General features: G+C 59.0%; 21 protein-coding genes, 1 rRNA gene and 1 pseudogene. 10 read left to right on the forward strand and 13 right to left on the reverse strand.

All coding sequences use genetic code 11. The annotated features are described in order from the left end of the window. Nucleotides 1-77 precede the first annotated feature (77 nt). From QMK58_RS25230 to QMK58_RS25240, 3 genes are all read left to right on the forward strand, one after another. On the forward strand, nucleotides 78-1,574 hold the full coding sequence (locus tag QMK58_RS25230; protein ID WP_053159719.1) for a PLP-dependent aminotransferase family protein: 1,497 nt from the start codon (nucleotides 78-80) through the stop codon (nucleotides 1,572-1,574). A gap of 168 nt (nucleotides 1,575-1,742) precedes the next feature. Beyond that, entirely contained in the window at nucleotides 1,743-2,813 is a 1,071-nt protein-coding gene (locus QMK58_RS25235; protein WP_053159721.1) for a sugar phosphate isomerase/epimerase family protein, read from the forward strand. A gap of 52 nt (nucleotides 2,814-2,865) precedes the next feature. Continuing rightward, nucleotides 2,866-4,131: an MFS transporter gene (locus QMK58_RS25240; protein ID WP_053159723.1), complete on the forward strand. Its 1,266-nt coding sequence runs from the start codon at nucleotides 2,866-2,868 to the stop codon at nucleotides 4,129-4,131. 172 nt (nucleotides 4,132-4,303) lie between these two features. Here the strand turns inward: QMK58_RS25240 and QMK58_RS25245 are convergent, their stop codons facing one another. Further along, entirely contained in the window at nucleotides 4,304-5,413 is a 1,110-nt protein-coding gene (locus tag QMK58_RS25245; RefSeq protein ID WP_053162390.1) for a DUF2817 domain-containing protein, read from the reverse strand. Between the two features lie 166 nt (nucleotides 5,414-5,579). Here QMK58_RS25245 and ggt point away from each other — a divergent pair, with 166 nt between their 5' ends. Continuing rightward, nucleotides 5,580-7,412: a gamma-glutamyltransferase gene (gene ggt, locus QMK58_RS25250; protein WP_053162392.1), complete on the forward strand. Its 1,833-nt coding sequence runs from the start codon at nucleotides 5,580-5,582 to the stop codon at nucleotides 7,410-7,412. Nucleotides 7,413-7,466: 54 nt separating this feature from the next. Here the strand turns inward: ggt and ddlA are convergent, their stop codons facing one another. From ddlA to QMK58_RS25270, 5 genes and pseudogenes are all read right to left on the reverse strand, one after another. Next, nucleotides 7,467-8,561, reverse strand: coding sequence for a D-alanine--D-alanine ligase (gene ddlA / locus QMK58_RS25255; RefSeq protein ID WP_053162394.1), 1,095 nt, complete (start codon nucleotides 8,559-8,561; stop codon nucleotides 7,467-7,469). 46 nt (nucleotides 8,562-8,607) lie between these two features. Continuing rightward, nucleotides 8,608-9,207: a flavin reductase family protein gene (locus QMK58_RS25260; RefSeq protein WP_320395585.1), complete on the reverse strand. Its 600-nt coding sequence runs from the start codon at nucleotides 9,205-9,207 to the stop codon at nucleotides 8,608-8,610. A gap of 63 nt (nucleotides 9,208-9,270) precedes the next feature. Next, complete coding sequence (locus tag QMK58_RS29040; protein ID WP_256220753.1) at nucleotides 9,271-9,879, reverse strand: methyl-accepting chemotaxis protein; 609 nt, start codon at nucleotides 9,877-9,879, stop codon at nucleotides 9,271-9,273. After that, a pseudogene (locus QMK58_RS29045) lies at nucleotides 9,859-10,587 on the reverse strand (PAS domain-containing protein); the annotation flags it as partial. The pseudogene QMK58_RS29045 and the gene QMK58_RS29040, both read right to left, overlap by 21 nt. 128 nt (nucleotides 10,588-10,715) lie before the next feature. Then, entirely contained in the window at nucleotides 10,716-12,029 is a 1,314-nt protein-coding gene (locus QMK58_RS25270; RefSeq protein WP_053162399.1) for an MFS transporter, read from the reverse strand. A gap of 198 nt (nucleotides 12,030-12,227) precedes the next feature. On the opposite strand from QMK58_RS25270, the gene QMK58_RS25275 reads away from it, so the two are divergent. Together QMK58_RS25275 and QMK58_RS25280 are read left to right on the forward strand one after the other, a co-directional pair. After that, nucleotides 12,228-13,646, forward strand: a complete 1,419-nt coding sequence (locus tag QMK58_RS25275) for a short-chain fatty acid transporter (protein ID WP_053162401.1) — start codon at nucleotides 12,228-12,230, stop codon at nucleotides 13,644-13,646. Nucleotides 13,647-13,861: 215 nt separating this feature from the next. After that, entirely contained in the window at nucleotides 13,862-14,182 is a 321-nt protein-coding gene (locus QMK58_RS25280) for a hypothetical protein (RefSeq protein ID WP_053162402.1), read from the forward strand. Between the two features lie 138 nt (nucleotides 14,183-14,320). Here the strand turns inward: QMK58_RS25280 and can are convergent, their stop codons facing one another. Next, complete coding sequence (gene can, locus QMK58_RS25285; protein ID WP_053162405.1) at nucleotides 14,321-14,965, reverse strand: carbonate dehydratase; 645 nt, start codon at nucleotides 14,963-14,965, stop codon at nucleotides 14,321-14,323. Between the two features lie 167 nt (nucleotides 14,966-15,132). On the opposite strand from can, the gene QMK58_RS25290 reads away from it, so the two are divergent. Then, on the forward strand, nucleotides 15,133-15,537 hold the full coding sequence (locus QMK58_RS25290) for a hypothetical protein (RefSeq protein WP_053162407.1): 405 nt from the start codon (nucleotides 15,133-15,135) through the stop codon (nucleotides 15,535-15,537). Nucleotides 15,538-15,634: 97 nt separating this feature from the next. Here QMK58_RS25290 and rimI read toward each other — a convergent pair whose 3' ends face one another. Continuing rightward, nucleotides 15,635-16,087 carry a ribosomal protein S18-alanine N-acetyltransferase gene (rimI, locus tag QMK58_RS25295; RefSeq protein ID WP_053162408.1) on the reverse strand — a complete coding sequence of 151 codons (453 nt, stop codon included), beginning with the start codon at nucleotides 16,085-16,087 and terminating at the stop codon, nucleotides 15,635-15,637. After that, entirely contained in the window at nucleotides 16,080-16,826 is a 747-nt protein-coding gene (locus tag QMK58_RS25300) for a hypothetical protein (protein ID WP_053162410.1), read from the reverse strand. Before QMK58_RS25300 ends, rimI begins: the two co-directional genes overlap by 8 nt. 221 nt (nucleotides 16,827-17,047) lie before the next feature. Here QMK58_RS25300 and mksB point away from each other — a divergent pair, with 221 nt between their 5' ends. From mksB to mksF, 3 genes are read left to right on the forward strand one after another with little or no spacing between them, the layout of a single operon-like run. Beyond that, nucleotides 17,048-18,325, forward strand: coding sequence for an Mks condensin complex protein MksB (mksB, locus tag QMK58_RS25305; RefSeq protein ID WP_320395587.1), 1,278 nt, complete (start codon nucleotides 17,048-17,050; stop codon nucleotides 18,323-18,325). Continuing rightward, nucleotides 18,315-19,016: an Mks condensin complex protein MksE gene (mksE, locus tag QMK58_RS25310; protein WP_053162414.1), complete on the forward strand. Its 702-nt coding sequence runs from the start codon at nucleotides 18,315-18,317 to the stop codon at nucleotides 19,014-19,016. Before mksB ends, mksE begins: the two co-directional genes overlap by 11 nt. Further along, nucleotides 19,013-21,853, forward strand: coding sequence for an Mks condensin complex protein MksF (gene mksF, locus QMK58_RS25315; RefSeq protein WP_053162416.1), 2,841 nt, complete (start codon nucleotides 19,013-19,015; stop codon nucleotides 21,851-21,853). The genes mksE and mksF overlap by 4 nt, the downstream gene beginning before the upstream one ends. A 183-nt stretch (nucleotides 21,854-22,036) precedes the next feature. Here the strand turns inward: mksF and QMK58_RS25320 are convergent, their stop codons facing one another. The 4 genes from QMK58_RS25320 to rrf all read right to left on the reverse strand — a co-directional run bounded on the left by QMK58_RS25320 (nucleotide 22,037) and on the right by rrf (nucleotide 25,861). Continuing rightward, nucleotides 22,037-24,337 carry an intermembrane transport protein PqiB gene (locus QMK58_RS25320; RefSeq protein WP_053162418.1) on the reverse strand — a complete coding sequence of 767 codons (2,301 nt, stop codon included), beginning with the start codon at nucleotides 24,335-24,337 and terminating at the stop codon, nucleotides 22,037-22,039. After that, nucleotides 24,330-24,953, reverse strand: coding sequence for a paraquat-inducible protein A (locus QMK58_RS25325; protein ID WP_053162420.1), 624 nt, complete (start codon nucleotides 24,951-24,953; stop codon nucleotides 24,330-24,332). Before QMK58_RS25325 ends, QMK58_RS25320 begins: the two co-directional genes overlap by 8 nt. Continuing rightward, nucleotides 24,940-25,599, reverse strand: a complete 660-nt coding sequence (locus QMK58_RS25330; RefSeq protein ID WP_053162422.1) for a paraquat-inducible protein A — start codon at nucleotides 25,597-25,599, stop codon at nucleotides 24,940-24,942. Before QMK58_RS25330 ends, QMK58_RS25325 begins: the two co-directional genes overlap by 14 nt. Nucleotides 25,600-25,745: 146 nt before the next feature. Further along, nucleotides 25,746-25,861 (reverse strand): 5S ribosomal RNA (gene rrf, locus QMK58_RS25335). Between the last annotated feature and the right edge of the window lie 130 nt (nucleotides 25,862-25,991).

The following is a 25,991-nucleotide window of genomic DNA, read 5'->3' on the forward strand; positions in this document are numbered from 1 at the left end:
CCGACAGGTTTTCCTTCTTGAGGCGCTACAACATAATGGCGCGGTGACGTACAAGAAAAACAACCGAGGCAGAACAGATGAAATCCCCCGGCGGTATGCTCCTGACAGGTATCGCGCTGGATCGTGCCAGTTCAACGCCTCTTTATCGCCAGCTCTACCTGCAAATCCGCCAACAGATCCTTGCCGGTCGACTGCCCGGAGGCACCCGCCTGCCCTCGACGCGGACCTTGTGCAAAGAGCAGGAGTTGTCGCGAATCACAATTCTCAATGCCTTCGACCAACTGATCGCTGAAGGCTTCCTGGTTTCTCGCAAAGGCGCAGGCACTTATGTCTGCGCCGAGTGGGAAAGTCGTGACGCCGCAGCCGACGAACAGCGCAAGCCCCCTCGCCTGTCGAACCTGAGCCAGTCCGTGCTGTCGCTACGCAGCGACCATTTCAGCGGGATTTCCTACGCAGCGTGGGAACCCAGCTGTCCCACTTCTTTCCTGCCCAGCCACGCGGCATTCGATGCCTTTCCATTGCATGTCTGGAAGCGCTTGATGAACCGGCACCTGGGACAGCCGACCAAAGCGATACTCGGTTACGGCGAAGTGAAAGGCCTGCAGCGGCTGCGGGAGGCCATTGCCGAATATGTCTATGACGCCCGCGGAATCGATTGTGAGGCAGGGCAAGTGGTGATCGTCTCTGGCGCCCAGCAAGCCTTCAACCTGCTTGGCATGTTGCTGCTCGACCCTCAAGACAGTATCTGGATGGAAGATCCCGGCCATATCGCCGCACGCATCGCGCTACAGGCCCAAGGTTGCCGGGTGGTGCCCTTGCGCATCGACGAGCAGGGCATCGACGTTCAACAAGGTCTGCGTGAGTGCCCCGAAGCCCGGCTGGCGTTTACCACGCCTTCGCGTCAGCACCCGCTCGGCACGACCATGAGTTATGCGCGACGCCAGGAGTTGATCGAGTGGGCCGGCCGCGGGCAACGATGGATCATCGAAGACGACTGCGACAGCGAGTTCCACTATGGCGGACGCCCGCTGCCGGCGCTCTACGCCATGGATCAATGGGCGCGGGTGATCTACGTCGGTACGTTCAGCAAGGTGCTCTACCCATCGCTGCGGCTTGGCTATGTGGTGCTCCCGCCGGCACTGGTCGAACCGTTCTGCGCCATGCGCGCGGTCATGGACCGCAGCCCTTCCACGCTACTCCAGGCGGTCACGGCGGACTTCATTCGAGAAGGCCATTTCCTCGGTCACATCCGGCGCATGCGTGCGCTCTACAAGGCGCGTCAGGACTGCCTGCTGAACGAACTGCAGCAACGCCTGGGGAATTTCATGGAGATCAAGCCGGTCAACGCCGGCATGCACCTGATCGGCTGGCTGGCTCCCGAACTGGATGACGATGCCATTGCCAAGGAACTGGCCCACCACCAGATTCATACCTATGCCCTGAGCGACTACTGCCTGCAACGCTATCTGCCACCCGGTTTGCTCATCGGCTTCGCCGGAACGCCGGTTGAACAGGCCAGGGACAAAGTCGAGGCGCTGGCTCAGGCCTTGATCAAAATGGGCTACACACTTTGATTGCAATCTTTTTTCAACGGGCCATTGCGCAAAGCGCTTCTGACAAGTGGACCCACTGGCGTGAAAGTGGTCCTGAAAATTAAAAATTAGTGGATATAGGGGTAGATCCACCCTGGTGCGATAAAGACGTCACCGACCGAACCGGTGCCTGTACCAGGAATAATTCCAATGAACTGTATCCAAGCACGCTTCAACGCTCTATTGAGCCACAACACCCACGGCAACCACCCGCCACCGCTGCTGACCCCACAACTTGCCGGCAAACTCATCGACCGCATGCAACGCATGCGCCTGTTCGCCCATGCCTACCCTTTGCTGACCAACCTCACCCATGGCGGCGTGACACCCGGTGAACTTCTGGATTTCGCCTATCGCCATGAATTGCAAGGCTTGAGCCTGCATTTGCTCGATGGCGAGGCCAACAGCCTGAGCAACATGAGTCTGCAGCAACTTCAGGACTTCTCCTGCAAGGCTTCGGCCCTGGGCCTGGATGTGCACCTGGAAATCAGCAGCACACGCCAGGAAGACGTGGACCAGGTCATCGCCATCGCCAAGGCCATAGGCACCCGCAACATCCGCGTCTATTCGCGTTATGAAGGTCACCTCTCGCGAGTGATGGACCTGATCGAGACCGACCTTCGCTACCTGGCGCAGCAAGCAGACGAACACGATCTGTTCTTCGACTTCGAGCAGCACGAAGAGCTCAAGAGCCACGAAATCGCCCAGTTGCTCAACCGCCTCGAGCATCCACGCCTGCATGCCCTGTTCGACTTCGGCAACATGATCAATGCCTGCGAACAACCGCTTCCAGCCCTGCAAGCGCTGGCACCGCATATCCGCCAGGTCCACATGAAAGGCGTGCGAGTCGTCCCTGAACACAATGGCTTCGGCCACTACGGTGTACTGCAAGGCAGCGTCGAAGATCACCTGCCCAGCGCGCGCATGTTGTTCGAACTGTTGATGCTCGGCGACAAGACGCCTCAGGTAGTGGCCTTCATTCTGGAGCAGGAGAACCACTACATCGCCCCCGCTTTCCGCCAGACGGACGAAGCCGCCGACCCCTTCATCGACTACCGGGAAATGAGTGAAACGGCGCTACCGCCCGGCTACTCGGCAGAACGAATGATGGCCGATGAGCACGTCTGGGCGAATAACCAGATTCGATACGTTCGCGGCCTGCTCGGTGAGCTGAAAGTGCTGGCCGAACTGACCCTGGCTGACACGCCGCTTCCTGCCTGATCGCTGACGAAGCTCGCCAGAACGCCCCTTGAATACTGTGGAGAACAAAAAAATGACCGCACAGGCAAAAGCCAAATGGCTGCGTTTCCTCATCCTCATCCTGGGTGGGGGCACCATCTACAAACTCGCGAACCTGAAAGACGCGTTCTACGTGCCCATCCAGGAATACATGGGCCTGAGCCATACCGAAATCGGTACATTGCTGAGCGCCAACGCCATTATCGCCACGGCGCTGTTCGTGGTCGGCGGTTATCTCGCCGACCGTTTTGACACGCGCAAACTGATTCCTTTAGGGCTGATCGGCACCGGTGGTCTGGGGCTGTACCTGGCGACCTTTCCCGGTTTCAACAAACTGCTGATCGTGTTCTGCCTGCTGGCAGTCTGCGCCGACTGCATCTATTGGCCCTCGCTGCTCAAGGCCGTGCGCAATCTTGGCGACGACAAAGAACAAGGGCGCATGTTCGGTTTTCTGGAGGGGGGTCGCGGTGTCGTCGATACGCTGGTCGCCTTCTCTGCCCTCGGCGTCTTCGTGGCCATGGGTTCTGGCGAAGCGGGGTTGAAATCGGCGATTGTCTTCTACTCCATCGTCGACATCCTCGCGGGCATTCTCACCTGGTTCCTGTTGCGTGACAGCAAACCCGCGCCCGTGGCAAAGCGCGAGTCCGGCAGGTCCGGCCTGTTCGAAGCCATTCGGGTGCCCGGCATCTGGCTGGTCAGCCTCAACGTATTCATGGTCTACATCGTGTACTGCGGTCTGACCTACTTCATTCCTTATCTGAAGGACATCTACGAGCTTCCAGTCGCGCTGGTCGGCGCCTACGGCATCATCAACCAGTACTTCCTGAAAATTCTGGGTGGCCCGGCGGGTGGATTCCTGGCGGACAAGCATTTCAAGAGCCCCTCGCGCTACCTGAAGTGGGCGTTTCTGGCCCTGCTGCCGCTCATGGCCCTGATCCTGTTGATCCCCAAGGGTGAACAATTCATCTACGTCGGCATGGCTGCCACCCTCTCCTTCGCGCTGATCGTGTTCACCATGCGCGGCGTGTTCTGGGCGCCGATGAGCGAAGTGGGAATTCCCCAGCACATCACCGGTTCTGCGTTCGGCATTGGCTGCCTGATCGGTTACGCACCCGGCATGTTTGCCTACGTGATCTACGGTTCGATCCTGGATCACTTCCCTGGCCAGCAAGGCTATAACTATGTGTTTGGCTTGATGAGCGTGCTGGCGGTGATCGGTTTCATGGTCTCCAGCCTGCTGTATCGCGCCGTGCGTAAAAACACCGCGGCCATCCCTGGCAATGCCGTGGCGCAAGTGTGACCGACTGGTAAATTCCAACGGGCAACGCACGTAACAATGTAGGAGCGAGCCTGCTCGCGATGGACTCAAGAACGCCGCGTTTATCCAGAACGCACGCGTTATCGTTAACGCCCATCGCGAGCAGGCTCGCTCCCACAGTAAATCGCTTCAGTACATCAACGCCATTTACAGATCAGGCACGAACCGTTGGCAACGCGTTCAACGCCCGTTCCCAGATCTGCCAGGTCCGCAGCCAGACCATCGCTCGCCAATCACTGTCGGCAGGGTAGAACTGCTCCAGCAGATTCAGTTTGATTGCCCGCCCCACCGTATCACTCGGGTTGCCATGCAGGTGCAGCCAATGGTCATCGCGCAGATGCCGGTGAACGTCCGGCCCGGGATAGGTCCCGCACTCGATGACAAACGGCATCAACCGAACATGCGGTAACGCATCGATCAACGCCTGTGAGGTGTAACCGGTGGCCGTCGCGGCCACCCCGGTTTCGCTCGTGGTGTCGGCACCGGTTTGCAGGCTATAGAGCCACGGACCGTAAATCGCTTGTGCATCCGCCAGTGCCGAATAGGCAGACTCGGTGATGGTCAACAGCATTGGATGCCCGTACTCACCCGCGCCCGTGTGCAAGTCGAAACACATCGCGACCTCAGCGTGGGCCACGTGCTTTTGCAAGATCTGATGCAGCGTGCGGTTCGACCAGCCAGGCGCGAGCCCGCCGTAGAACAGGCCATCGGGATGAGCATGCTGTCCGCCTTCGACAATCGACATCACCGCTGGCCAGCCATGCTGGCGAATCTGCTCGTCGAGCAAGGCATCGGCACGCTCGCGCTCCGGGCCGTGCAATTGCGCGCAGGCATAGATTTCATGCAGCGCGCTGTAGGCCTGGTTGTCCGGCAGCGAGCGCTGGAAGTTCAGGTGATTGCGATTGAGGTCGATGTTGTCTTCGTTGACTCGACGCAGCCAAGCCATGCCCCAGGGGTTGATGGCATGGATCATCACCACAGCGACGTCCGCAGGCAGGGAGCGCTTGCCCAGTTCCTGCAACCATTGGGTCTGACAACCCGAACCATAAAAACCTTCGACCCCGTGGGTACCGCTCAACGCGATCAGCAAACGCTTGGCGCCAGGATCACCCAGCACCGCGACATCGGTGCTCAAGGTCTCGCCGAACGGCCCTTTGAGCGGATGGAGGTACTCGGTCAGCGTCGCGCCAGCGCCGGTCGCCGCGACAAGAAACTGTTCGCGCTGGGTACGATAGCTGGGCTGGGTCGGGAATTCGGTTTGCATGTACGCCTCTTGTAGATCTTCTGGCCTGCCTGGTGCCAACGACCCTACAGAAAATCCGGTCGCCCATGAAGGACAAAAACAATTTGCCGCAGAAGCTGGTTTGCGTCCGCCCCGGTCGGCCTTTAGAGTCCATTGATCTTGTATCCAACGGACGGAGTATTTTCGCGTGTTCTCAGCCTTCCCTTTGAGCCGCTTTCGCCTGTCAGACCTCGCGCTCGTCGCCAGTGCTTTAACCCTGACCGCGTGTCATAACGCTTCGGCGCCGACGTTGCCCATCGCACCGGAAAGCGCTTCGGGCTATCGCACCGACCTGCAAACCCGCCACGCCGAAAAATACATGGCGGCCGCCGCCAACCCGCTGGCCGCTGAAGCCGGACGCGAGATGTTGCGCCAGGGCGGCTCGGCCATCGATGCGGCGATTGCGATGCAAGCCGTGTTGACGCTGGTCGAACCACAATCATCGGGCATTGGCGGTGGCGCGCTGATCGTGCTCTGGGATGGCAAATCCGTGCGCACCTACGATGGTCGCGAAACCGCGCCGGCCGGTGCCACCGAGAAGCTTTTCCTGCAAGCCGACGGGCAACCCATGGGGTTCACCCAAGCGCAGATTGGCGGTCGCTCGGTGGGGACGCCGGGTGTCTTGCGCGCCCTGGAACTGGCTCATCAAAAACACGGCCGACTGCCTTGGTCGAAACTGTTTGATCCGGCGATAACACTCGCCGAACAAGGCTTCGTCATTTCCCCACGCCTGCACCGGTTGATCGCTGCGGACTCATCGATGCAGCGCTCACCCGACATGATGGCCTACTTTCGCAACGCCGATGGCACCCCGAAAGCCACAGGCACCGTGCTGAAAAATCCGGCCTTGGCCGCCTTGTACAAACGTATTGCCCATGAAGGTCCCGATGCTCTCTACAAAGGCGCTGTCGCCCAAGAGATCGTGGCCAAGGTTCAAGGTCACAGCAACCCGGGAAGTCTGTCGCTGAGCGACCTCAGCGGCTATCAGGCCAAGGAACGCGCGCCGCTGTGCACCGACTACAAACGCTGGCAGGTTTGCGGCATGCCACCGCCGTCGTCGGGCGGCATTGCCGTGGCGCAAATCCTGGGCACGTTGCAAGCCCTGGAAACGCGTGATCAACGCCTGGCACTGGCGCCGATGAAACCGGTTAAAACCGACTTTCCGGCCGGCATCGAGCCAACGCCGCAAGCCGTGCACCTGATCGCCGAAGCCGAGCGTCTGGCCTACGCCGACCGTGCGCAGTACCTGGCCGATAGCGATTTCGTGCCCGTACCGGTCAAAGGCCTGCTCGATCCGGCTTACCTCGTCAGCCGTGCCGCCCTGATCGGGGAACGCAGCATGGGCACCGCCAACCCCGGCACACCGCCAGGCGTTCAGGTTGCCTACGCGCCAGACCGTTCGCCGCTGCGCATCTCTACCTCGCAAGTGGTGGCGGTCGATGACGCCGGTGGCGCTGTGTCCATGACCACCACCATCGAATCGGCATTCGGTTCCCACGTGATGGTCCAGGGTTTTCTACTCAACAACGAGATGACCGATTTCTCGTTTATCCCCGAAGAGAACGGGCAGAAAGTCGCCAACCGCGTCGAACCTGGCAAACGCCCACGCTCGTCCATGGCCCCCACCTTGATCTTCGATCGCCAGAGCGGCGAATTTCTAGCCACGGTCGGTTCTCCCGGCGGCTCGCAAATCATCGAATACGTCGCCAAATCCACCATCGGACTGCTCGACTGGAACCTCGATGCACAAGCCGCCATCAACCTGCCGAACTTCGGTAGCCGCAACGGCCCCACGGAACTGGAGCGCGGCCAATTCAGCCAGACGCTGATTCAGGCGCTGAAGGACAAAGGGCACACGGTGAGTGAAATCGACATGACCAGCGGCACCCAGGCGATTGTGCGTGTGAAGGATGCGCGAGGGAAAACATCATTGGCAGGTGGCGCGGACCCACGACGTGAGGGGCTGGCACTGGGGGATTGAATCGCACGCGGGAATGCGAAAGGGCTTACCGGTTGGCAGGCCCTTTTTACCGGCTTAACGACTGATCTTCAACGCCTGCCTGTCCTGATGTTTCTCCAGTGCCAACTCGATCAAACGCGTTACCAATTCGCTATAGGTCATACCGGTGGCCTGCCAGAGTTTCGGGTACATGCTGATGCGGGTGAAGCCGGGAAGCGAGTTGATCTCGTTGATCAATACTTCACCGTTGTCGGTCAGGAACACGTCGACGCGGGCCAGTCCCGAGCAACCGAGTAGGTGGAATGCTTCAACTGCCATGGCACGAATGCGCTCGCTGGCTTCGGGGCTGATGTTGGCTGGCACCACCACCTCGGCCGCCTGAGCATCGATGTATTTGCTGTCATAAGAGTAGAAGCCGCTGCGCACGATGATTTCACCGCAGCCGCTGGCAATGGCGTCTTCGTTGCCGAGCACCGCGCACTCGATTTCGCGGCCGCTGACGGCGGATTCGATCAAAACCTTGGTGTCGAAACTCAACGCCAGTTCCACCGCTGCGATGTATTCAGCCTCATCGGCAACCTTGCTCACCCCCACTGACGAGCCCTGATTCGCCGGTTTGACGAACAGCGGCGAGCCCAGCTTCCCCTGTACCTCGGCAAACCCCGAACGCACTGCCGTGGCGCGATTGAGGGTCACGAACGGCGTGACCGCCAAACCGGCATCGCGCAGCAGGCGCTTGCTGATGTCCTTGTCCATGCACACGGCCGAGCCGAGCACATCGGAACCGACAAACGGCAAGTCGGCCATGCGCAGCAAGCCCTGGAGACAACCGTCCTCACCAAGGGTGCCATGGACAATCGGGAAGATTACATCGACATGGCCCAGCAGTTCCTGGCTGGAAGTTTCCACCAGTTGCTGACTGGCTTTACCCGGCACTACAGCCAATTCGCGGTTGGACTGATTGAGTGCGATCAGCGCCGGGTTTTCCTGATTCAACAGGAAACTCGAAGGATCGTTAAGGTGCCAGTGGCCTTGCTTGTCGATGCCGATCAGCACCGGTTCGAAACGCGAACGATCCAGCGCATCGACGATGTTTTTCGCCGATTGCAATGACACTTCATGCTCCGCCGAACGGCCCCCGAAAATGATCCCCACACGCAACTTGCTCATCGCTTGGCCTCATTGTAAATGTGCTGATGGCTTGGATCGAACCACGTTACGGCTGCAAAGCCTTGCCGTCCACCGGGTCGCCAATCTTCAGGAAATGCCCACCCGCCACATGGTGCAAAGTGCGCAACGAGTCATGACCTTCGAAATGCCAGCGGCCGTCGCTGAAGACACGCTCATCCGCCTGGGCCGCAATCACTTCGGCCAGGAACAGGTCGTATTGTTGATGATTATCGGGCTCGGGCAGAAGACGGCATTCCAGCCAAGCGACGCAGCCTTCGAGCATCGGCGCAGCGATCCGTTCGCCTTCGAAGGTCTGCAAACCGTAGGCATCAAACTTGTCCCGGCCCTGACTCCGGGTCAGTTCCAGGCCGGAGGTCGAGCCAACGGTCTGGACGATATCGGCTTGGGCGGCACAAGGCACGTTGAGTACAAAGGTGCCCGAGGCCTCTAGCAAGTGGCGTGTCCAAGTGGACTTGTCCAGCACCACGGCGATTTTCGGCGGCTCGAAATCCAGCGGCATGGCCCAGGCTGCGGCCATGATATTGCGCTGCCCATTGTGGGTTGCGCTGACCAACACGGTCGGCCCGTGATTGAGCAGACGATAGGCCTTGGACAAGGGAACGGGGCGGCGGTGGGAAGCGCTCATGGAAGTTTGCTCCTTGGGCAAAGGAGCAGATTGTAGCGATCTTCCAAATACGATGGCGTTGAATCAACCGGTCAACTGATTGGCAAACTGCCCCACCGCATTGACCACCTTCTGCGCGCCGTCCTGGATCTCGACAATCACCGTACCCGCCTCCGCGGCCAGCGCCAACCCCTGCTCGGCCTGGAGCTTGCCGTCAGTCATCAGCGACACGGCATTGCGCGCCATGTCCTGGTTCTGACGCACTACAAGGACGATTTCGTCAGTGGCCTGGCTAGTGCGTGAAGCCAGTTGCCGGACCTCGTCCGCCACCACGGCAAACCCCCTACCCTGCTCACCTGCGCGGGCCGCTTCGATGGCCGCATTGAGCGCCAGCAAGTTGGTCTGCTCAGCAATGCCGCTGATGGTTTTGACGATGGTGCCGATCACCAGCGACTGCTCATTCAGGGCTTCAATACCATCTCCGGCCGTTTGCATGTGTTTGGCCAGGTCACGCATCACATCGACTGCCTGGGTGACCACGGCGTTACCGCGCTGGGCGCTTTGGTCGGTTTGCTTTGATGTGCTGTAGGCAATGTTGGCGGCTTCGGCCACCGCTTGTTCCTGATTGACCTGATCGGTAATCACCGTGGCGAATTTCACCACTTTGTACAACGTGTTGTTGGCATCGACCACCGGGTTGTAGGAAGCCTCCAGCCAGACCGTACGACCATGACTGTCGATCCGTTTGAAGCGATCAGCCACGTACTCGCCCGCATTCAATCGGCGCCAGAAATTCTGGTACTCGCCGCTGTTGTACTCTTCCGGCATACAAAACGTGCGGTGATGTTTGCCCCTGATCTGCGCCAGGCTGTAGCCCATACCGCTGAGGAAGCGGTCGTTGGCGGTGAGCACATTGCCATTGAGGTCGAACTCGATCACCGCTGTAGAGCGGACCAGCGCACCAATGAGGTTCTCGTGGTCTCGGGAAGACTCGATGGTACGCGTCAGGTCGCTGGAGAAAATCGAGAAGTGCTTGATCCGCCCGCCAGCGCTGCGCACCGGTTGCAAGATCGAACGCAACCAGGCTTCCTGACCCGTGCCGCGCAGCAGGCGCACGGTGCCGGCAAAGTGCTCGCCACGAATCAATGCATTCTTGAAACGCTGCTGGAACTCGTCGTTTTTCACATGACCAGGAACAACGTCGTCAATGTGTCGCCCGATCAAGTCGACGCTCTTGTAATGCATCTCATCGAGGAAGTTCTGATTGACCGACTGAACCCGCCCCTCACTGTCGAGGGTCAGCACCAGCATTTCGCTTTCCAGACTTTCCTTCACTTGTTGAAGGCTGGAGAGTTCTTCACGAAGGGCCGACAGCTCCTGCTTCAAGCGTTTATTGAACATGGAAAGCACCGATGGACAGGTTAGAAAGCGATATGCAGCCTAATCATCGGCCTTGAGGATCTTTTCTGAAGAGCGCTTCAACGCTGTCCTACACAAAATAAACGCCTCACCTTTGGCAAACCTGCCTATCAGGTAACGCCCGCCGCCGTGCAACGCCCAATGTTTGGCATGCGCGCACCGAAATACGCGGCACTGCCAACGCCCACCGCCCCCATCACCGCACTGAACATCACACAGACCCATGGGCTCCACGGCATCAGACCGATCAGTAACAGCGGTGTGACACTTGCCCAGGCGGCGTAGGCAATGTTGTAGGTAAAGGAAATGCCTGAAACGCGAACCCGTGCTGGAAACAGGTTGACCATCACAGACGGCACCGCGCCGACCACACCACAGCAAAGACCCGCAATCACGTAGGCCAGGCCGATCCAGTTGCCACCCGTGATCAGGCAGGTGTAAAGCACCCCGATCCCCAGCGGCAGCAACAGGCTATAAAGCATCACCGTACGCCAGGCGCCAATGCGGTCGACCAGTAATCCGGCAAGGACGCAGCCTATGTTCAGAAAAACAATGCCCAGCGCGCTCAGACCGAAGGTATGGCTGGCAGTCATGCCAAAGGCTTTCTGCATCATGGTCGGGGTGATGACCACGAACACGACCACCGCCGAGGTCAGCACGCAGGTGAGGATCATGGCCGGCAAGATCGCCAGGCGATGCTCGCGCAGGACCGTACGCAATGGCAATTCGGCCGCTGTTTCGCGCTGCGCCTGCATCGCCATGAACACCGGTGTTTCACTGAGCCAGCGGCGCAACCAGACGCCAATCACGCCGAACACACCGCCCAACAGGAATGGGTAGCGCCAGGCGTAATCAAGAATTTCCGCCGGTGTGAACGCCTGCGCCAGAAACGTCGCGGTCAACGCGCCGATCAAATAGCCAAACGTCAGCCCCGCCTGCAAAAAGCCCAAGGCATAACCGCGATGGCCCACCGGCGCATGTTCGGCGACAAACACCCAGGCACTCGGCACTTCGCCGCCCACCGCGGCGCCTTGGAGCACGCGCAACAGCAACAACAGCAACGGCGCGAAATAGCCGATCTGGGCGTAGGTCGGCATGATCCCGATCAACAGGCACGGCAGCGCCATCATCAGGATGCTCAGACTGAAGACTTTCTTGCGCCCCAGTTGATCGGCGAAATGCGCCATCAGGATGCCACCCAGCGGCCGCGCCAGGTAGCCGGTGACGAAGATCCCGAAGCTTTGCAGCAGACGCAGCCACTCGGGCATTTCCGGTGGGAAGAACAGCTGGCTCAGCGTCAGCGCGAAAAACACGAAAATGATGAAATCGTAGATTTCCAGCGCCCCGCCAAGGGCTGCAAGCCCCAGGGTCTTGTAGTCCGAGCGATTGAACGGCGCCGGGCGCGAATCGGTGTTGGCAGTCATGAAGAGAACTCTGGCAGGCAAAAACCAAGGCGCTCATGGTCTACGCAAACGCGCCCGCGGACAACCCGTTAGACCAAAGTCCCATAGCCGCAAATCAGGCCCGCAAAAAATGCCGGGGTGAATTAATGTTGGCGTCTGTCCAGACGGGTCGCTGCGGCCCCGAAGACCACAACAAACATAAAAATTCGAGGTACTCCCGTGGCCGCTGATATCGAAGATACCCGCTCCGCCCGTTTTGCCCTGCGCTGTTCAAGTTTCGCCGAACGCTGGTTCCCTGACTCCTGGGTGTTCGCGGCACTGGCCGTGATTATCGTCGCCCTCGCCACCCTTGCGATGGGCGCCAAACCCACCGACGCGGCCATGGCGTTCGGCGATGGCTTCTGGAGCCTGATCCCGTTCACCATGCAAATGGCCTTCGTGGTGATCGGTGGCTATGTGGTTGCCAGTTCGCCTCCGGCAGTGAAGTTGATCGACCGCCTGGCGAAGATCCCGAAAAACGGTCGTTCCGCCGTGGCCTGGGTGGCATTGATTTCGATGGTTGCCTCGCTGTTGAACTGGGGCTTGTCGCTGGTGTTCGGCGGGTTGCTGGTGCGCGCTCTCGCCCGCCGTGCCGACCTGAAAATGGACTATCGCGCTGCGGGTGCTGCGGCCTATCTGGGTCTCGGTGCCGTGTGGGCATTGGGCCTTTCGTCGTCCGCCGCGCAATTGCAGGCCAATCCCGCCAGCCTGCCGCCATCAATTCTGTCGATCACCGGGGTGATTCCTTTCACCCAGACGATCTTCCTGTGGCAATCGGGCGTAATGTTACTGGCCTTGATTGTCATTTCGCTGATCATCGCGTACGCCACCGCGCCTGGCCCGAACACGGCGCGCGATGCCAAGGCCTGTGGCATCGACCCCAGCTTCAACCTGCCGCCCCTGCAACCGCGCACTCGTCCAGGCGAATGGCTGGAACACAGCCCGCTGTTGACCATTGTGCTGGTGCTGCTGGCGGGTGGCTGGCTGTTCCACGAGTTTTCGACCAAACCGGCAATCACTGCGATTTCCGGGCTGAACACCTACAACTTCCTGTTCATCATGCTCGGTGCGCTGCTGCACTGGCGTCCGCGCAGCTTCCTCGACGCGGTGTCCCGTGCGGTGCCGACCACCACCGGCGTGCTGATCCAGTTCCCGCTGTACGGCTCGATTGCCGCATTGATGACCACGGTCAAAGGCGCCGACGCGCAAACTCTGGCGCACCATATCTCGTCTTTCTTCGTCAGCATTGCGTCCCACGACACCTATGCGCTGCTGATGGGGGTGTACTCGGCGATCCTCGGTTTCTTCATCCCGTCCGGCGGCGGCAAGTGGATCATTGAAGCGCCTTACGTGATGCAAGTCGCCAACGACCTGAACTATCACCTGGGCTGGGCGGTGCAAATCTATAACGCTGCTGAAGCCCTGCCCAACCTGATCAACCCGTTTTACATGCTACCGCTGCTGGGCGTACTGGGGTTGAAGGCGCGAGACCTGATCGGCTTCTCGTTCGTGCAGCTGCTGGTGCACACGCCACTGGTGCTGTTTCTGCTGTGGGCGCTGGGAACAACGCTGGCGTACACGCCGCCAGTGATGCCGTAAGAAAAGCGCAGGTTGCCTGCGCCATCGACTTCCCCCTTCGTCTGCCTGGCCACCGACTGCTTGTGTCGAGGGCCAGGCCTGAAAAGCCGAAAGAACCTTCTTACAACACGTGCGGTGTTATCTCACTGAGTGCAAGGGCTAGTCCTGATTCTTCGACGCTGTGGACTTGAATTAACCTGAGTCGGACATTCAAACACCAACCCAAGGAAGATCCGATGACCCCGATATCCAGGACACTCGAAGAGTTGATCAATGAAATTTATCAGGACGGCAAGGTATCGGTCGTTGAGTACCGAAACCTGCGAGACGATGCCGATCGTCGAATGGACGTTGTGGTGCGCGAGTTTGGCCAGCACAACACTGTGACTGCTTTCCAGAAAGCAATGGATGTCGCCATGCAGTTGCTGCAGACAGCTGTCATTGATGCCAAAAAAGCCAAACTGACCGATACCGGCGAAGCAATCGTCAAGGACGCGGTAACCGCACAAGTTGAATACCTGCGTGCCGGCAGCCAACTGGCATTGCGTCTGCTGTAATCCTTTTCCAATATCTTGATCCGCCATCCCTCGCCAAGGCTGTGATCAAACGGTATTTCCTCTGTCTTCAACAGTGGAAATACCGTTCTTTTTTGCCTATGCCCTTGGGCGTCAGCCAAGCCTTTCTCAACCGATGGATTACTGCGAATCAACCGGACGCAAGCGGTACTGCGGTGGCAGCTGCTCGAAACCGCTAATGGTGGCGTTCAGGCTTTTCCAGCGACCATCCTTGATGCCGTAGATGCAACCGTGGATCGACAGGCTCTGTCCCCGGTGCCAGGCGTTCTGCACGATGCTGGTGTGGCCGACGTTAGCCACCTGCTGGATCACATTGAGTTCGCAGAGGCGGTCGACACGTTCCTCTTCGGTCGCGTACTTGGCCAGCTCGTCGCGTTTTTCGTAATACAGATCGCGGATCGAGCGCAGCCAGCCGTCGATCAGGCCCAACTGACGATCCTGCATCGAGGCACGTACGCCGCCGCAGCCATAGTGACCGGTGACGAGAATGTGTTTGACCTTGAGCACGTCGACCGCGTACTGGATCACTGACAGGCAGTTCAGGTCGGTGTGCAACACCACGTTCGCCACGTTGCGGTGTACGAACAGGTCACCGGGCAGCATGCCCACAATCTCGTTCGCAGGCACACGGGCATCGGAACAACCGATCCACAGGTATTCAGGTGTCTGCTGGCGGGCCAGTTTGGCGAAGAAGTCAGGATCTTCCTCCTTGATCGCATCGGCCCAACGCTCGTTGTTATCAATCAGATCTTGTAATTCGTTCATGCAATGAAGCCTCGTGAATGATGCGCTGCTTTGACAGACGACCGCCCGTCGAGGTCACGCGCGTAATGCAGATAAGCCCTGATGCAAAACGTGGCGCTCCTTGCCGGGGGAATTCTCGTGAGCCGGATGGGTCCACCCTAGTAAGACCCACAGTATGAGGAATTGCCATGACTGAATCACGACGTCCGTACGATGCGGTACAACCGGAACCTGTCGATGACAACGAAGACCGCATGGGCTCGGTGCGTGAACTGGATTTCGATGAGGAAGAACCCAGCGCAAAAATCGGTGACGAACTGCCCGAAAAAGAACGTGAGCAACTGATGCCCCGCCAGCGTGTACGTGAAGCAGGCATGACCGGTGCTTCGACCGATGACCATGAGCCCACCGACGATGACATGAGCCCGGAAACGCTGACCCGTGAAGATGGCGCTCGTGATAGCCGTGAAGCTGGCGAGGATGAACCCGCAGACTGGGACTTGAGCATCGTCGATGAAGAAGACATCGGTGGCGGCAATGGCCTGGATGAAGCGGAGCTGGCGCGGCGCGATCCTCTCGACAAAAAGCGCTGAGTTCTGCGTGCATTCGCAGGAGCTCCCGAGGGTTGCGATCTTTTTTGTTTCGAATAGAAAATCAAAAGATCGCAGCCTTCGGCAGCTCCTACAGTGCTCAGTCCACCAAAGTACAGGCCATGACCACCGCGTCTTCGCGCCCGCCCACGGCCGGATAGTAATCCCGGCGGCGTCCGATCTCGTTGAATCCATACCGCTCGTACAATTTGAACGCCGCAGTATTGCTGTCGCGCACTTCCAGGAAACACTCCCGGGCGTCGGCGTTGTACGCAATCGACATCAGGTGTTCCAGCAACGTCAAACCAAGGCCTCGGCCCTGGTTTTCGGGCTTGACGGTAATGTTCAGCAGATGCGCCTCATCAAGGATGATCTGCACCACTCCGTGGCCAACCTGCTGCTGGCCTTCAAACATCAGCCAGATCTGGTACTTGCCCAGGCCATCGAGGAAAATCCCGCGGGTCCAGGGATGGCTGTACGCCGCGTATTCAATCTTCAGTACGGTTTCCAGGTCCGCCTCGCTCATCGGGCGGAACGATACAGCGTCACTCATTCGATTCTTTCCAGCGCGCCATCAGCCGACGCATGGCTTGCCAGACATCAGCTTTACGCTGTGGCTCTTCCATTAATAATTCCAGGCCCGGCAAGGCCCAGACCGAACCCAGGCCTTCGACCTGGAGTTCACGGTTGAAGGCCTCGGCATTTGCCTCTGCGGCAAAACGCACCGCGGGCAGGCCGATCAGCCATAGACAGACGCAAGGCGCCTCTTCCATCCGCACCGAGAGAAAACCCTGCACGAAGTCACGGGCGGCTTCCGGGCCCTGATCCATCGTCCCGCGCACCAGCAACGGCCAGCGTACAGGTTCACCGACGATCTGCGGACTGTCCGGCAGACCGGCGGCGCGCAACATGTCCTTGAGCAGCAAATAAGCGGGATCGCGGGTCTGGAACGTTTCGCCTGTGGGTAACTCGACCAGCAGCAGGCAACGCCCGGCCCGCAGCAATTGCAGCGCGAAGCGCGGTGGCGGCACGACCGGCGCCTTCGCCACGACCGGTGCCGCGTCGGCCTCTTCCACCGGTTTGGCCCCGGTGCGCGTGCTCGCCAGCGATGGCCGAGGCACCTCGATCTTCACCCGCTCGGCCGGTTTGACCGCAGGCGCGACGGGTGTTTGAGCCACCGGAGCCGGCGCAACAGGCGCGACGACAAGCGGCTCGGGGATCTCCAGCAGCTCGGGCCGTGAAGGCGCGGCAAAGGGCAATTCGGTGCGCGGCAGCCAGTTGACCACCTGCATGGCGTTCAAATAAGCGCGACGGCGGGACTCGATAAGCAAAGGTCGGCCACTTGTGGATAACTAATAGTGCGCTGATTCTACCGCCGTTCGCACAAGATCGCCCGCTGTTGATCGATAGACTTTACCGATACAAAAAGCGACAGCTTGTCCCGAGAGTGAATTGCATCGCGCCCAATGCAGTACAATCGCGGCTTTTAATCGCCAACCAGCCGGCCATTCCGATGATCGAACCCAAGCGCGTCTTGCGCGCCCTCGCTGAACACTGGGCACTTCTGGAGCCACTGTGCGAGCACTTCGACCAAGGCACACTGAGCCTCAACGAATTGCGTTCACAGTTGGCCGCCCAGCAACTCGACAGTACGCCGCAGGACATCACCAGCCTGCTGGACGTGTGGATTCGCCTCGATATTCTGGTCCCCGTGGCGAAAAGCCCGAACCGGTTCGAGCTCAATGCGCAGATTCACGACTTCCTCGCCTACCTGCGCCGTGAACACCGTTTGGGCCTGTGCCTGGAGATCGAAGCCTATTTGCGCCACCTCGAGCGTCTGGCCGGTTATATCCAGGACGCGTTCGATATCCGCGATGGCAACGACCTGGCGCGCCAGTTGCGTCTGCTCGACATGCGGGTGCGCGATGTACTGAAAAAACTCGATAACGACGAACAGGCGCTGGTGGCCGTCGCCGAAAGGGCGAAAACCAGCGACCGGCAGATTCCCTTGCGCCAGCGTTACGCTGAAGTCCTGGCGACCTGGGACGAATACGTCGAGCCGATGATTGATCTGGTGAACGCCGACGGCGCCTTCGAACAAGGCGTGCGCAAGGTCGAAAACGTCCTGCTCAAGATGCTCAGCGAACAGCAACGCCTCGGCCACCTGGTCGACGACGACATGCTGCTGCGCACCCACGCGCGCATCCTCGAAATGCAAACCAGCGCCCAATTGACTTTGCGTCACGCCCGCGAACTGCTGTTGCCGCTGCGCGAAGAAGCGCGCCGACACAACGCCGTGACCCGTGGCGCCGCACTGGCCCTGTCGATGATCCGCCGCAAAGGCATCGATGCCGTACCGCATGCTGCCATGCCGATGTTCACGCGGCCGCAGAGCACCTTTCTCGGCAGCGCCAGTCAGGTCGAAGCCTACGTTTACGCCCTGGCCCGTTTCGAACCGAAACCGGCGCGTTTCCCCAAAGCCCACAAGACGCAGAAAGGCGAAGCGCCGCGTGCGCCGCGCACAGTTCGGGAAATGCTCGAACGCTGCGAAGACGCGCTGCCGATGCCGGACTTGATGACCTGGCTGCTGGAGCAGGAACCGGACAGCGCCACCGACGAACTGCTGTACTGGTTCTCGCGCCTCTCCCGGGAAAAACGCTTCCAGCGCGAGCGCCTGGAACGTCGCGATTACTTCACACACGAGCACCAGGTCAGCCTGCGCTCCTTCGCCCTGCTCTCGGCCGGCCCTGAGGCCCCCGAGAATTCTGCGAGCACTCCACATGCATCTTGATCTATCCGAACTGTCCCATCTGGCACCGATCTTTCGCGAGCTGTTCAAGGGTTATCACGTCAGCCGCCGGGATCCGGAGCTGTACGCACAATTGTCGAACTTCCAGGACCAATACCGCACGCTGTTCAAGGCCCTGGGTTTTGAACTGGTGTGCGATACCCGCGGCTTCTACTACTTCGTTCCGGACCTCGCCGCTGCGGCAGTGAACAAGACCGCGCAACGTCTGGCGCTGTTCACGTTCATCCTCGTCGAGCACCTGGCCGATCAGGGCCGCGATCCGATTGCCGTCCTCGATGGCGGCAGCCTGGGCCGTGATGAATTGCCGTCGTTGCTGGAAAAATACCGCGACCTGTTCATCCAGGCTGAAGTGCAGACCGTCGAAGAGCTTGAAGAAAAAATCATGCGCCGCATGACCCAGCTCGGCTTCGCCGGTGAAGAAAACGGCATCTACCGGTTCTTGCCGCCGATGCACCGTTTCCTCGATGTGTGCCTCTCGGTCCAGCAGGACCGTGATCTGGCAGCCAGCCTGCACAGCGTATTGCCTTTGCCGGTGCCAGTGCTGATCGATGAAGACAGCGACGAAAAACTGCTGCAGACCGACGATCCGCTCGATCTGAGTGAATTCGATGGTGAAAGCGAAGAAGACGCCCTGGCCCGCGCCATCGCCGAAGAACAGGAGCTCGACGCATGAGCAAGGAACGTTACGGCATCCGCCGCTTTGCCCTTCTGAACACCGCCGGTTACAGCCTTGGTCTGTTCCCGCTGGAAGAACCGCTGTCGGTCTACGGCGCGAACAACCTCGGCAAATCCGCTTCGATCAATGCCTTGCAATTCCCGATTCTGGCGCGCATGTCGGACATGAGCTTCGGCAAGTACAGCCTGGAGCAGTCCCGACGCTTCTACTTCGCCTCGGACACCAGTTACATTCTCGTTGAAGTGAACCTGCCCCACGGCCCGCACGTGATCGGTGTGGTCGGCCGTGGCCCTGGGGGTGGTTTCGGTCACCAGTTCTTTGCCTATGCCGGTCAACTCGATTTGGCCCACTACCAAAAGAACGATACTTGCCTGCGTCAAAAAGAACTGTTCACCAACCTTGAGCGCGAAGGCCTGAAAGCCTACGAACTCAAGCCGGATGAACTGCGCCGTTTGCTGGTCGGCGGACACACGTCGATCCCGCTGGACCTGACGCTGATCCCGCTGCGCTCCACCAGCGAACAAAGCCTGAAGACCTTCAGAGCGCTGTTCATCAACCTGCTGCACATGCGCGAAATCACTGCGGCCAAACTCAAGCAACTGTTTCTCGATGCGTTCGAGCACAGCCTGCGATCCGGCAGCGTCGATTACATTGCGGCGTGCGAAGAAGCCTTCCGCGATGTACGACGCATGGAGCAGGACTACAACTCGCTGGTCGCCGCCGGCCCATTGGTCGAGGCCCTGGCCAACGGCGTCAAGCAACGCGACATTCTGCGCGGCAAACTGCACCGGATCTCCCCCCTGCTCGACTCGCTGCTCGGCACTTGGTCGGACTACGCCAGTGCGCGCAAGGAAGAACTGACCATACAGTCCGAGCACTACCGTAACGAGCAGGACGCCCTGCAAAACGATCAGCGCGGCGGCACTCAGGAACTGATGCGCCTGGAGCGGGAAATCACCGGCATCCAGCGCTGGCTTGGCGAACTGTCGGTGCTCAAGCATCGCTTTGCCCTGGTCGATGACGTCAAGGTGCTGGAGCAGCAACTGCTGGCCGCCAAGGACGCCCACGATGAACTGGCCGGTGCACTGGCGCAGTCCCGTCAGTTCAGCGCCGAAGACCTCGAAGAGCGTCTGCGCGATCTGGAAAAACGCCTGAAGTCGGTCAAACAGCAACTCGATCATGCCGATAACAACAGCTACGCCCGCCTGCGTGAAGAATTCTCGCAGCAAGACGTCGAACGACTGATGCGTCTGTTCAACAGCACACTGTTCAGCCTGCCATTGGGCGAACACGGCATCACCCTCGACGAAAACGGCGACTGGGTGAAGTCCGTGGAACTGATCCTCGACGGCTTCAAAGGCGAGCGTTTCGAAGTACCTGGGCTGTCCATCGACATCTCCAACATCGAACCGCCAGCCTTGCAAGCCTTGGCTGACCGTGCCGCATTGCGCGATCAGAAAGAGCGTCTGGACAAAGAACTCAAGCAACTCAAGACCCAGCAAGCCGTCGCCGCCGACCGCGCTGCGAGCAAGACCCAGACCGAAGCGTTGTACCAGCAAGTGCTGGATGCGCAAAAGGCTTTGGAAGACTTCCGCCGCGCGCAAACCCTGAGCGCCGAGGAAGGAGACAAGCTCGAGCAACTGGCGCAAATGGAAGCGGCGCAGGACGAACTGAAGCGTTCCAGTGACGCCTTCACCGAACGCGTCCAGCAACTGTCGGCCAAGCTGCAACTGGTCGGCCGGCAGATCGGCGACATGGAAGCCAAGCAACGCACCCTCGACGACGCCCTGCGTCGCCGCCAGCTGTTGCCGGCGGACCTGCCGTTCGGCACACCGTTTATGGACCCGATCGACGATTCGATGGACAACCTGCTGCCGTTGCTCAACGACTATCAGGACAGCTGGCAAGGCCTGCTGCGCGCCGACGGCCAGATCGAGGCGCTGTACGCTCAGGTGCGCCTAAAGGGCGTGGCCAAGTTCGACAGCGAAGACGATATGGAGCGTCGTCTGCAACTGCTGATCAACGCTTACGCGCACCGCACCGACGAAGCCCTCACCCTCGGCAAGGCACGTCGTGCCGCCGTGACGGACATCGCTCGGACCTTGCGCAACATCCGCAGCGACTACGACAGCCTCGAGCACCAACTGGCGCTGTTCAACCGCGAGATCAACAAGCGTCAGGTGTCCAACCTGCAAAGCTTCCGCATCGTCCTCGCGCCGAACAAGGAAGCGCTCAAGCACATCGACCAGATCATCCACAGCGCCGGGCAGTACGAAGAGGGCGAAACCCTGTCCGTCTTCGACCTCAGCCAAAGCGCCGAACAGGACAACAAGAACGAAGAGGCCAAGGAATATCTGGCGCGTCTGGTAGCGGCGAACCACAATCAGCTCGGCCTCAAGGATCTGTTTGAACTGGCATTCGAGATCACCAAGGTCAACGGCCAGCCAGTGATCCATACCGACATCGACGGCGCCGCGTCCAATGGCACCACGATGACCATCAAGGCACTGACCAACATGTACTTGTTGCTGCACTTGATGGATCGCGACCTCGCCGGTCGCGTGCGTCTACCGTACTACCTTGACGAGGCCGCGGACATTGATGAGAAGAACCAGGCCGCATTGCTGGAAACCAGCCTGCAACTGGGCTTCGTACCGATTCTGGCGAGTGTGAAGCCGCAAGTCTGCGCCAGTGTCGCCATCGACCTGGAAGGCGGCAGCGGTCCCGCCGGTATCTACATCGATGAAGCGGACTGGAAGTACATTCGTCGTCACGAACAAGTGAAGACGACGATCAACGAGCCAGCGGATGAACCGGAGCTGGATGCGGTCTGAGGCTTGAATCGAAGGCAATAAAAAAGGCCGCAATCCGATGGATCGCGGCCTTTTTTGTAGGCTTTTTTTAGTCTTTTTGGTGCACTCAAAGACCGTTTCGCGAGTAGGCTCGCCCCCACATAAGATCAAGATCATTGTGCAAGCGAGCCTGCTCGCGATGACGGCAGCACAGGCACCGGAGAACTACTTGCCGAGGGGAATCTTCGGCGCCCAGGTCAGCCATTCATCTTCGAACTTGTCGAACAGCGCGAACGTCTGCTCGGGCCGCGCCGGGTTCCCCATGCGCTCACCGTCTGGCGTGGCAAAGGCAACACCGCCCTGAATCATTGTCTCCAGGGACTCAGTGCGCACCGTCGCACCTCTGAACAGACCCACGTCGAAGTCAAAACCACTGGTGTTCCAGAAACGTGTACCGCTGCGTACCAGTGGTGCGTACTTTGGTTCGATCAGGATACGGATCAGCACACGATCAGCCGTCTGACCCAACTCGTAGCCAGTCACCTTGCCCACCGTGATTTCGCGGTAGGTAACCGGCACACCGGCCTTAAGGGACCCACGGCGCGGAGCGCTCAACACCAGGCTCAAACCGGCCTCCTGTTTGGCTGTTTCCGGTGGCGTGGGCAACGCTACGAAACTCTTCTGCGGGCCAAGATTCTTGGCCGCAGGTTGTACTTCGATGTATTGCCCGGTGACCAGGGTTTCGAGGTTGGACGTTTTGATCAGTCCCAGTTCAGGCTTGACCACCCAGAACTGACTACCCACCCGAGCGATGCGCTCCGGCACTTCAGTAATGCGTGCGGTGAGCAGTACGGACTGCAAATCCTCACTCAGGTCGACATCTTCAATCTTGCCGACATCCAGACCCTTGAAGCGGATCGGCGTGCCGGTACGCAGACCATCGGCGCGATCCACTTTGATCGTGACCACTGCGCCCTTTTGCGTGGCGTCTTCATGATTGGCGAACAAACGGAAACGTGGAATGCGTTTCTGCAAGGGTGCCTTGGCTTCAGGCGTCTCGAATGCGATGCCGCCGGCCATCAAGCTCTGCAACGATTCACTTTTGACTTGAACCCCACCGAGCCCGCCCGTCAGCGTAATGCCGCTGGCATTCCAGAAGCGTGTCGAGGCGTTAACCAGCTCCTCGTACTCCTTCTCGATGTGCACGCCGATGATCAGCTGCTTTTTGGTTCGCGAGAACTGGTAGCTCTGTACCGAACCGACCTTGACCTGCTTGTAGAGAACCGGGCTGCCGACTTCCAGCGAGCCGAGGTTTTCGGTGAACAACACCAGGTGCAAGCCAGGTGCGCGCAGATCCAGCGGTGGCGCTTTGGGCCGTGCGACGAATTCGCGCTGCGGTGCCGAGCCCTTGTCGCCAGGACGCACGGCGATGTAGTTACCTTTGACCAGTGCTTCCAGACCGGTAATTCCCGCCAGGGAAATCGACGGTTTGACCACCCAGAATTGCGTACCGTCCACCAGATAGTCTTCGGCCAACGGGTCCATTGTCAGTTCAGCAGTAGCTCCGGAAAGGTCAGGATCGACTTTCAGTGCCTTGAGATTACCGACCTGAATGCCTTTATACATCACCGGCGTGCGACCAGCCTGCAAGCCTTCGAAGTCGCTGAGCTTGACCTTGATTCGAATACCGGCCGCTGCGGCATCGAAGTCTTCATAGAGCCTGAAAGGCAGACTCGGATCGGTAGGCGGGCTGTCCTTGCGGTTTTCCGGCGTAGCGAACGCGATACCACCGGCAACGATACTGGCGAGGGACTCACTGCGTATCTTCACACCCGACAGGTTGGCGTCGATGCTGACGCCACTGGCGTTCCAGAAACGGGTGTGTTTGCGCACCAGTTTGGCGTAGGTCGGCTCAATGAAGACCTTGAGCTCAACGGTGCTCTGGTCTTCGGAAAGGATATAGCTCTTGATCTGCCCAACCTTGATCTGCTTGTAGAACACCGGGCTGCCACGGTTCAACGAACCCAGGCGATCAGCCTTGATTGTCAGGTGCAGGCCGGGCTGCGCATCAGAGAGTGGCGGTTCCTGTGCCAGGGCCTTGAACTTGCGGACGGGTTCGCCCTCCCCCGGACTGACCGCAACGTAGTTGCCTGAAACCAGCGTCTCAAGGCCAGTGATACCGGCCAGGGTCACGCTCGGCTTGACCAGCCAGAAACGTGTACTTGTACGCAGGTATTGCTCCACATCCTTGTTCATTTCGATGCTGGCAATCACACCCTTGGAGTTGCCCTCGTCATCAAGCTTGAGGCTTTTGACTTTACCGACCGACATGCCTTTATAGACAACCTCAGTCTTGTTGGCCTGAATACCTTCACCACTTTCAAAGCGCACCTGAATTTCGATGCCGGTTTCGTTATACGCACGCCAGCCGAGCCAGCCGCCAATGATCAAGGCAATCAGTGGTAACACCCAAATGGCAGACCAGTTGGAGGCCGGTCGGGTTTTCGCTACAGGCAAATCACTCATGGTCGTCGTCCGACTCCGTGTTATCCCAAATCAGTCGGGGATCAAAAGTTACTGCGGCAAGCATCGTCAGAATCACCACGCTGGCGAACGCGACGGCACCAAGATTGGCTTCGATGCTGGCAAGCCGCCCGAAATTCACAACCGCCACGAGGATGGCGATCACAAAGATATCGAGCATCGACCAGCGGCCGATAAATTCGATAAAACGGTACATCCAGATGCGCTGCCGCGCGGAAAGTGGCTGCCGACGCTGCACGGAGAACAGCAACAGCGCGATCCCCACCAGCTTGAACGTCGGCACCAGAATGCTCGCGATAAACACCACGGCGGCAATGGGGATCATTCCGTAGTGCACCAGCTCGATCACCCCCGCCATGATCGTACTCGGAGCCCCCTTGCCCAGAGAGTTGACGGTCATGATCGGCAGCAGATTCGCCGGTATGTACAGAATGGCAGCGGTGATCAGCAAGGCCCAGGTTCGCACCAGGCTATTCGGGGTGCGGGCGTGCACAAGCGCCCCGCAGCGCGTACAGACTTGCTCATCGGTATCAGCTTCCTGCCTGTTCAATTCATGACATTCCTTGCAAATCAGAATGCCTGCATCAATCGCCCGCATGGGCATCCTCTCCTGATAACGCCTGCCAGATCTGGTGAGGCGACATGACGACCTCCAGCCAGACTTGAACCAGCAACAAACCAATGAAACACGCCAATCCCAGGCCGACGGTGATTGCTGCCATATCTGCCAGTTTGACGATCGCAACCAACACACCCATGAGGTAAACCTCAAGCATCCCCCATTCGCGTATGTGGTGATAAATGCGATAGAGCAACAAGCCGTAACTGCGTCCGATATCGAAACGGATACTCAACAATACGGCCAATTGGCACAGCAGCTTGAGCAGCGGGATCCCCATGCTGCACAGGAACACAATCACTGAAACGCTTTGCATGCCCGTGTCAAAAAGCGCAACAACCCCGCTCCAGACAGTGTCATGCGAAGATTGCCCGAGTAGATTGAGCTGCATGATGGGTAAAAAGTTCGCCGGGACATACAGCAACAGCGCGGCTATGACCAATGCAAGACTGCGTTGTACAACGCTGTACCGATGGGCATAGAGTTCGTAGCCACAGCGTGGGCACAGGGCTTTTTCGCCGTGGGCGAGTTCGGGTTTGCGCATGAGCAAATCACACTCATGGCAGGCAACCAGATCTTCCAGTGGTAATTCTGACAGCTCTTTGGCGTCAACCGAATCCGGCATAAGCGCTCTGACTCTGAAAAAGTTGGACCTATTCTAGTGTCCTGGGGCAAAAATAACTGAGCAATTTGTGCTTGATTGCTCTCGTTTTTTTCACGCCGCAAAAACAAAACCCCAACTGCTTTCGCAATTGGGGTTTCGGAATTTAATCTTGACGATGACCTACTCTCACATGGGGAAACCCCACACTACCATCGGCGATGCATCGTTTCACTGCTGAGTTCGGGATGGGATCAGGTGGTTCCAATGCTCTATGGTCGTCAAGAAATTCGGGTACCGAATCGTGACCAGATGGCCGCGCTTCAGCAAATTGGGGATGTGATAGCTTGGTGTTTTGTGAGTATTTCGAACTTTCGGTTCATTGCGTCTTCACACACCGCAATCTGATGCTCTTT

Origin of the sequence: Pseudomonas sp. P8_241, assembly GCF_034008315.1 — a bacterium.
Taxonomy (GTDB): domain Bacteria; phylum Pseudomonadota; class Gammaproteobacteria; order Pseudomonadales; family Pseudomonadaceae; genus Aquipseudomonas.

What these genes read in the sequence shown, in the direction of transcription:
- QMK58_RS25230 (WP_053159719.1), top strand. Translation starts at nt 78, where the DNA reads ATGAAATCCCCCGGCGGTATGCTCCTGACAGGTATCGCGCTGGATCGT.
- QMK58_RS25270 (WP_053162399.1), bottom strand. Translation starts at nt 12,029, where the DNA reads ATGACTGCCAACACCGATTCGCGCCCGGCGCCGTTCAATCGCTCGGAC.
- can (WP_053162405.1), bottom strand. Translation starts at nt 14,965, where the DNA reads ATGAACGAATTACAAGATCTGATTGATAACAACGAGCGTTGGGCCGAT.
- mksF (WP_053162416.1), top strand. Translation starts at nt 19,013, where the DNA reads ATGAGCAAGGAACGTTACGGCATCCGCCGCTTTGCCCTTCTGAACACC.
- QMK58_RS25235 (WP_053159721.1), top strand. Translation starts at nt 1,743, where the DNA reads ATGAACTGTATCCAAGCACGCTTCAACGCTCTATTGAGCCACAACACC.
- QMK58_RS25245 (WP_053162390.1), bottom strand. Translation starts at nt 5,413, where the DNA reads ATGCAAACCGAATTCCCGACCCAGCCCAGCTATCGTACCCAGCGCGAA.
- mksE (WP_053162414.1), top strand. Translation starts at nt 18,315, where the DNA reads ATGCATCTTGATCTATCCGAACTGTCCCATCTGGCACCGATCTTTCGC.
- mksB (WP_320395587.1), top strand. Translation starts at nt 17,048, where the DNA reads ATGATCGAACCCAAGCGCGTCTTGCGCGCCCTCGCTGAACACTGGGCA.
- QMK58_RS25330 (WP_053162422.1), bottom strand. Translation starts at nt 25,599, where the DNA reads ATGCCGGATTCGGTTGACGCCAAAGAGCTGTCAGAATTACCACTGGAA.
- QMK58_RS25320 (WP_053162418.1), bottom strand. Translation starts at nt 24,337, where the DNA reads ATGAGTGATTTGCCTGTAGCGAAAACCCGACCGGCCTCCAACTGGTCT.
- QMK58_RS25240 (WP_053159723.1), top strand. Translation starts at nt 2,866, where the DNA reads ATGACCGCACAGGCAAAAGCCAAATGGCTGCGTTTCCTCATCCTCATC.
- QMK58_RS25325 (WP_053162420.1), bottom strand. Translation starts at nt 24,953, where the DNA reads ATGCGGGCGATTGATGCAGGCATTCTGATTTGCAAGGAATGTCATGAA.
- rimI (WP_053162408.1), bottom strand. Translation starts at nt 16,087, where the DNA reads ATGAGTGACGCTGTATCGTTCCGCCCGATGAGCGAGGCGGACCTGGAA.
- QMK58_RS25300 (WP_053162410.1), bottom strand. Translation starts at nt 16,826, where the DNA reads ATGCAGGTGGTCAACTGGCTGCCGCGCACCGAATTGCCCTTTGCCGCG.
- QMK58_RS25260 (WP_320395585.1), bottom strand. Translation starts at nt 9,207, where the DNA reads ATGAGCGCTTCCCACCGCCGCCCCGTTCCCTTGTCCAAGGCCTATCGT.
- ddlA (WP_053162394.1), bottom strand. Translation starts at nt 8,561, where the DNA reads ATGAGCAAGTTGCGTGTGGGGATCATTTTCGGGGGCCGTTCGGCGGAG.
- QMK58_RS25280 (WP_053162402.1), top strand. Translation starts at nt 13,862, where the DNA reads ATGACCCCGATATCCAGGACACTCGAAGAGTTGATCAATGAAATTTAT.
- QMK58_RS25290 (WP_053162407.1), top strand. Translation starts at nt 15,133, where the DNA reads ATGACTGAATCACGACGTCCGTACGATGCGGTACAACCGGAACCTGTC.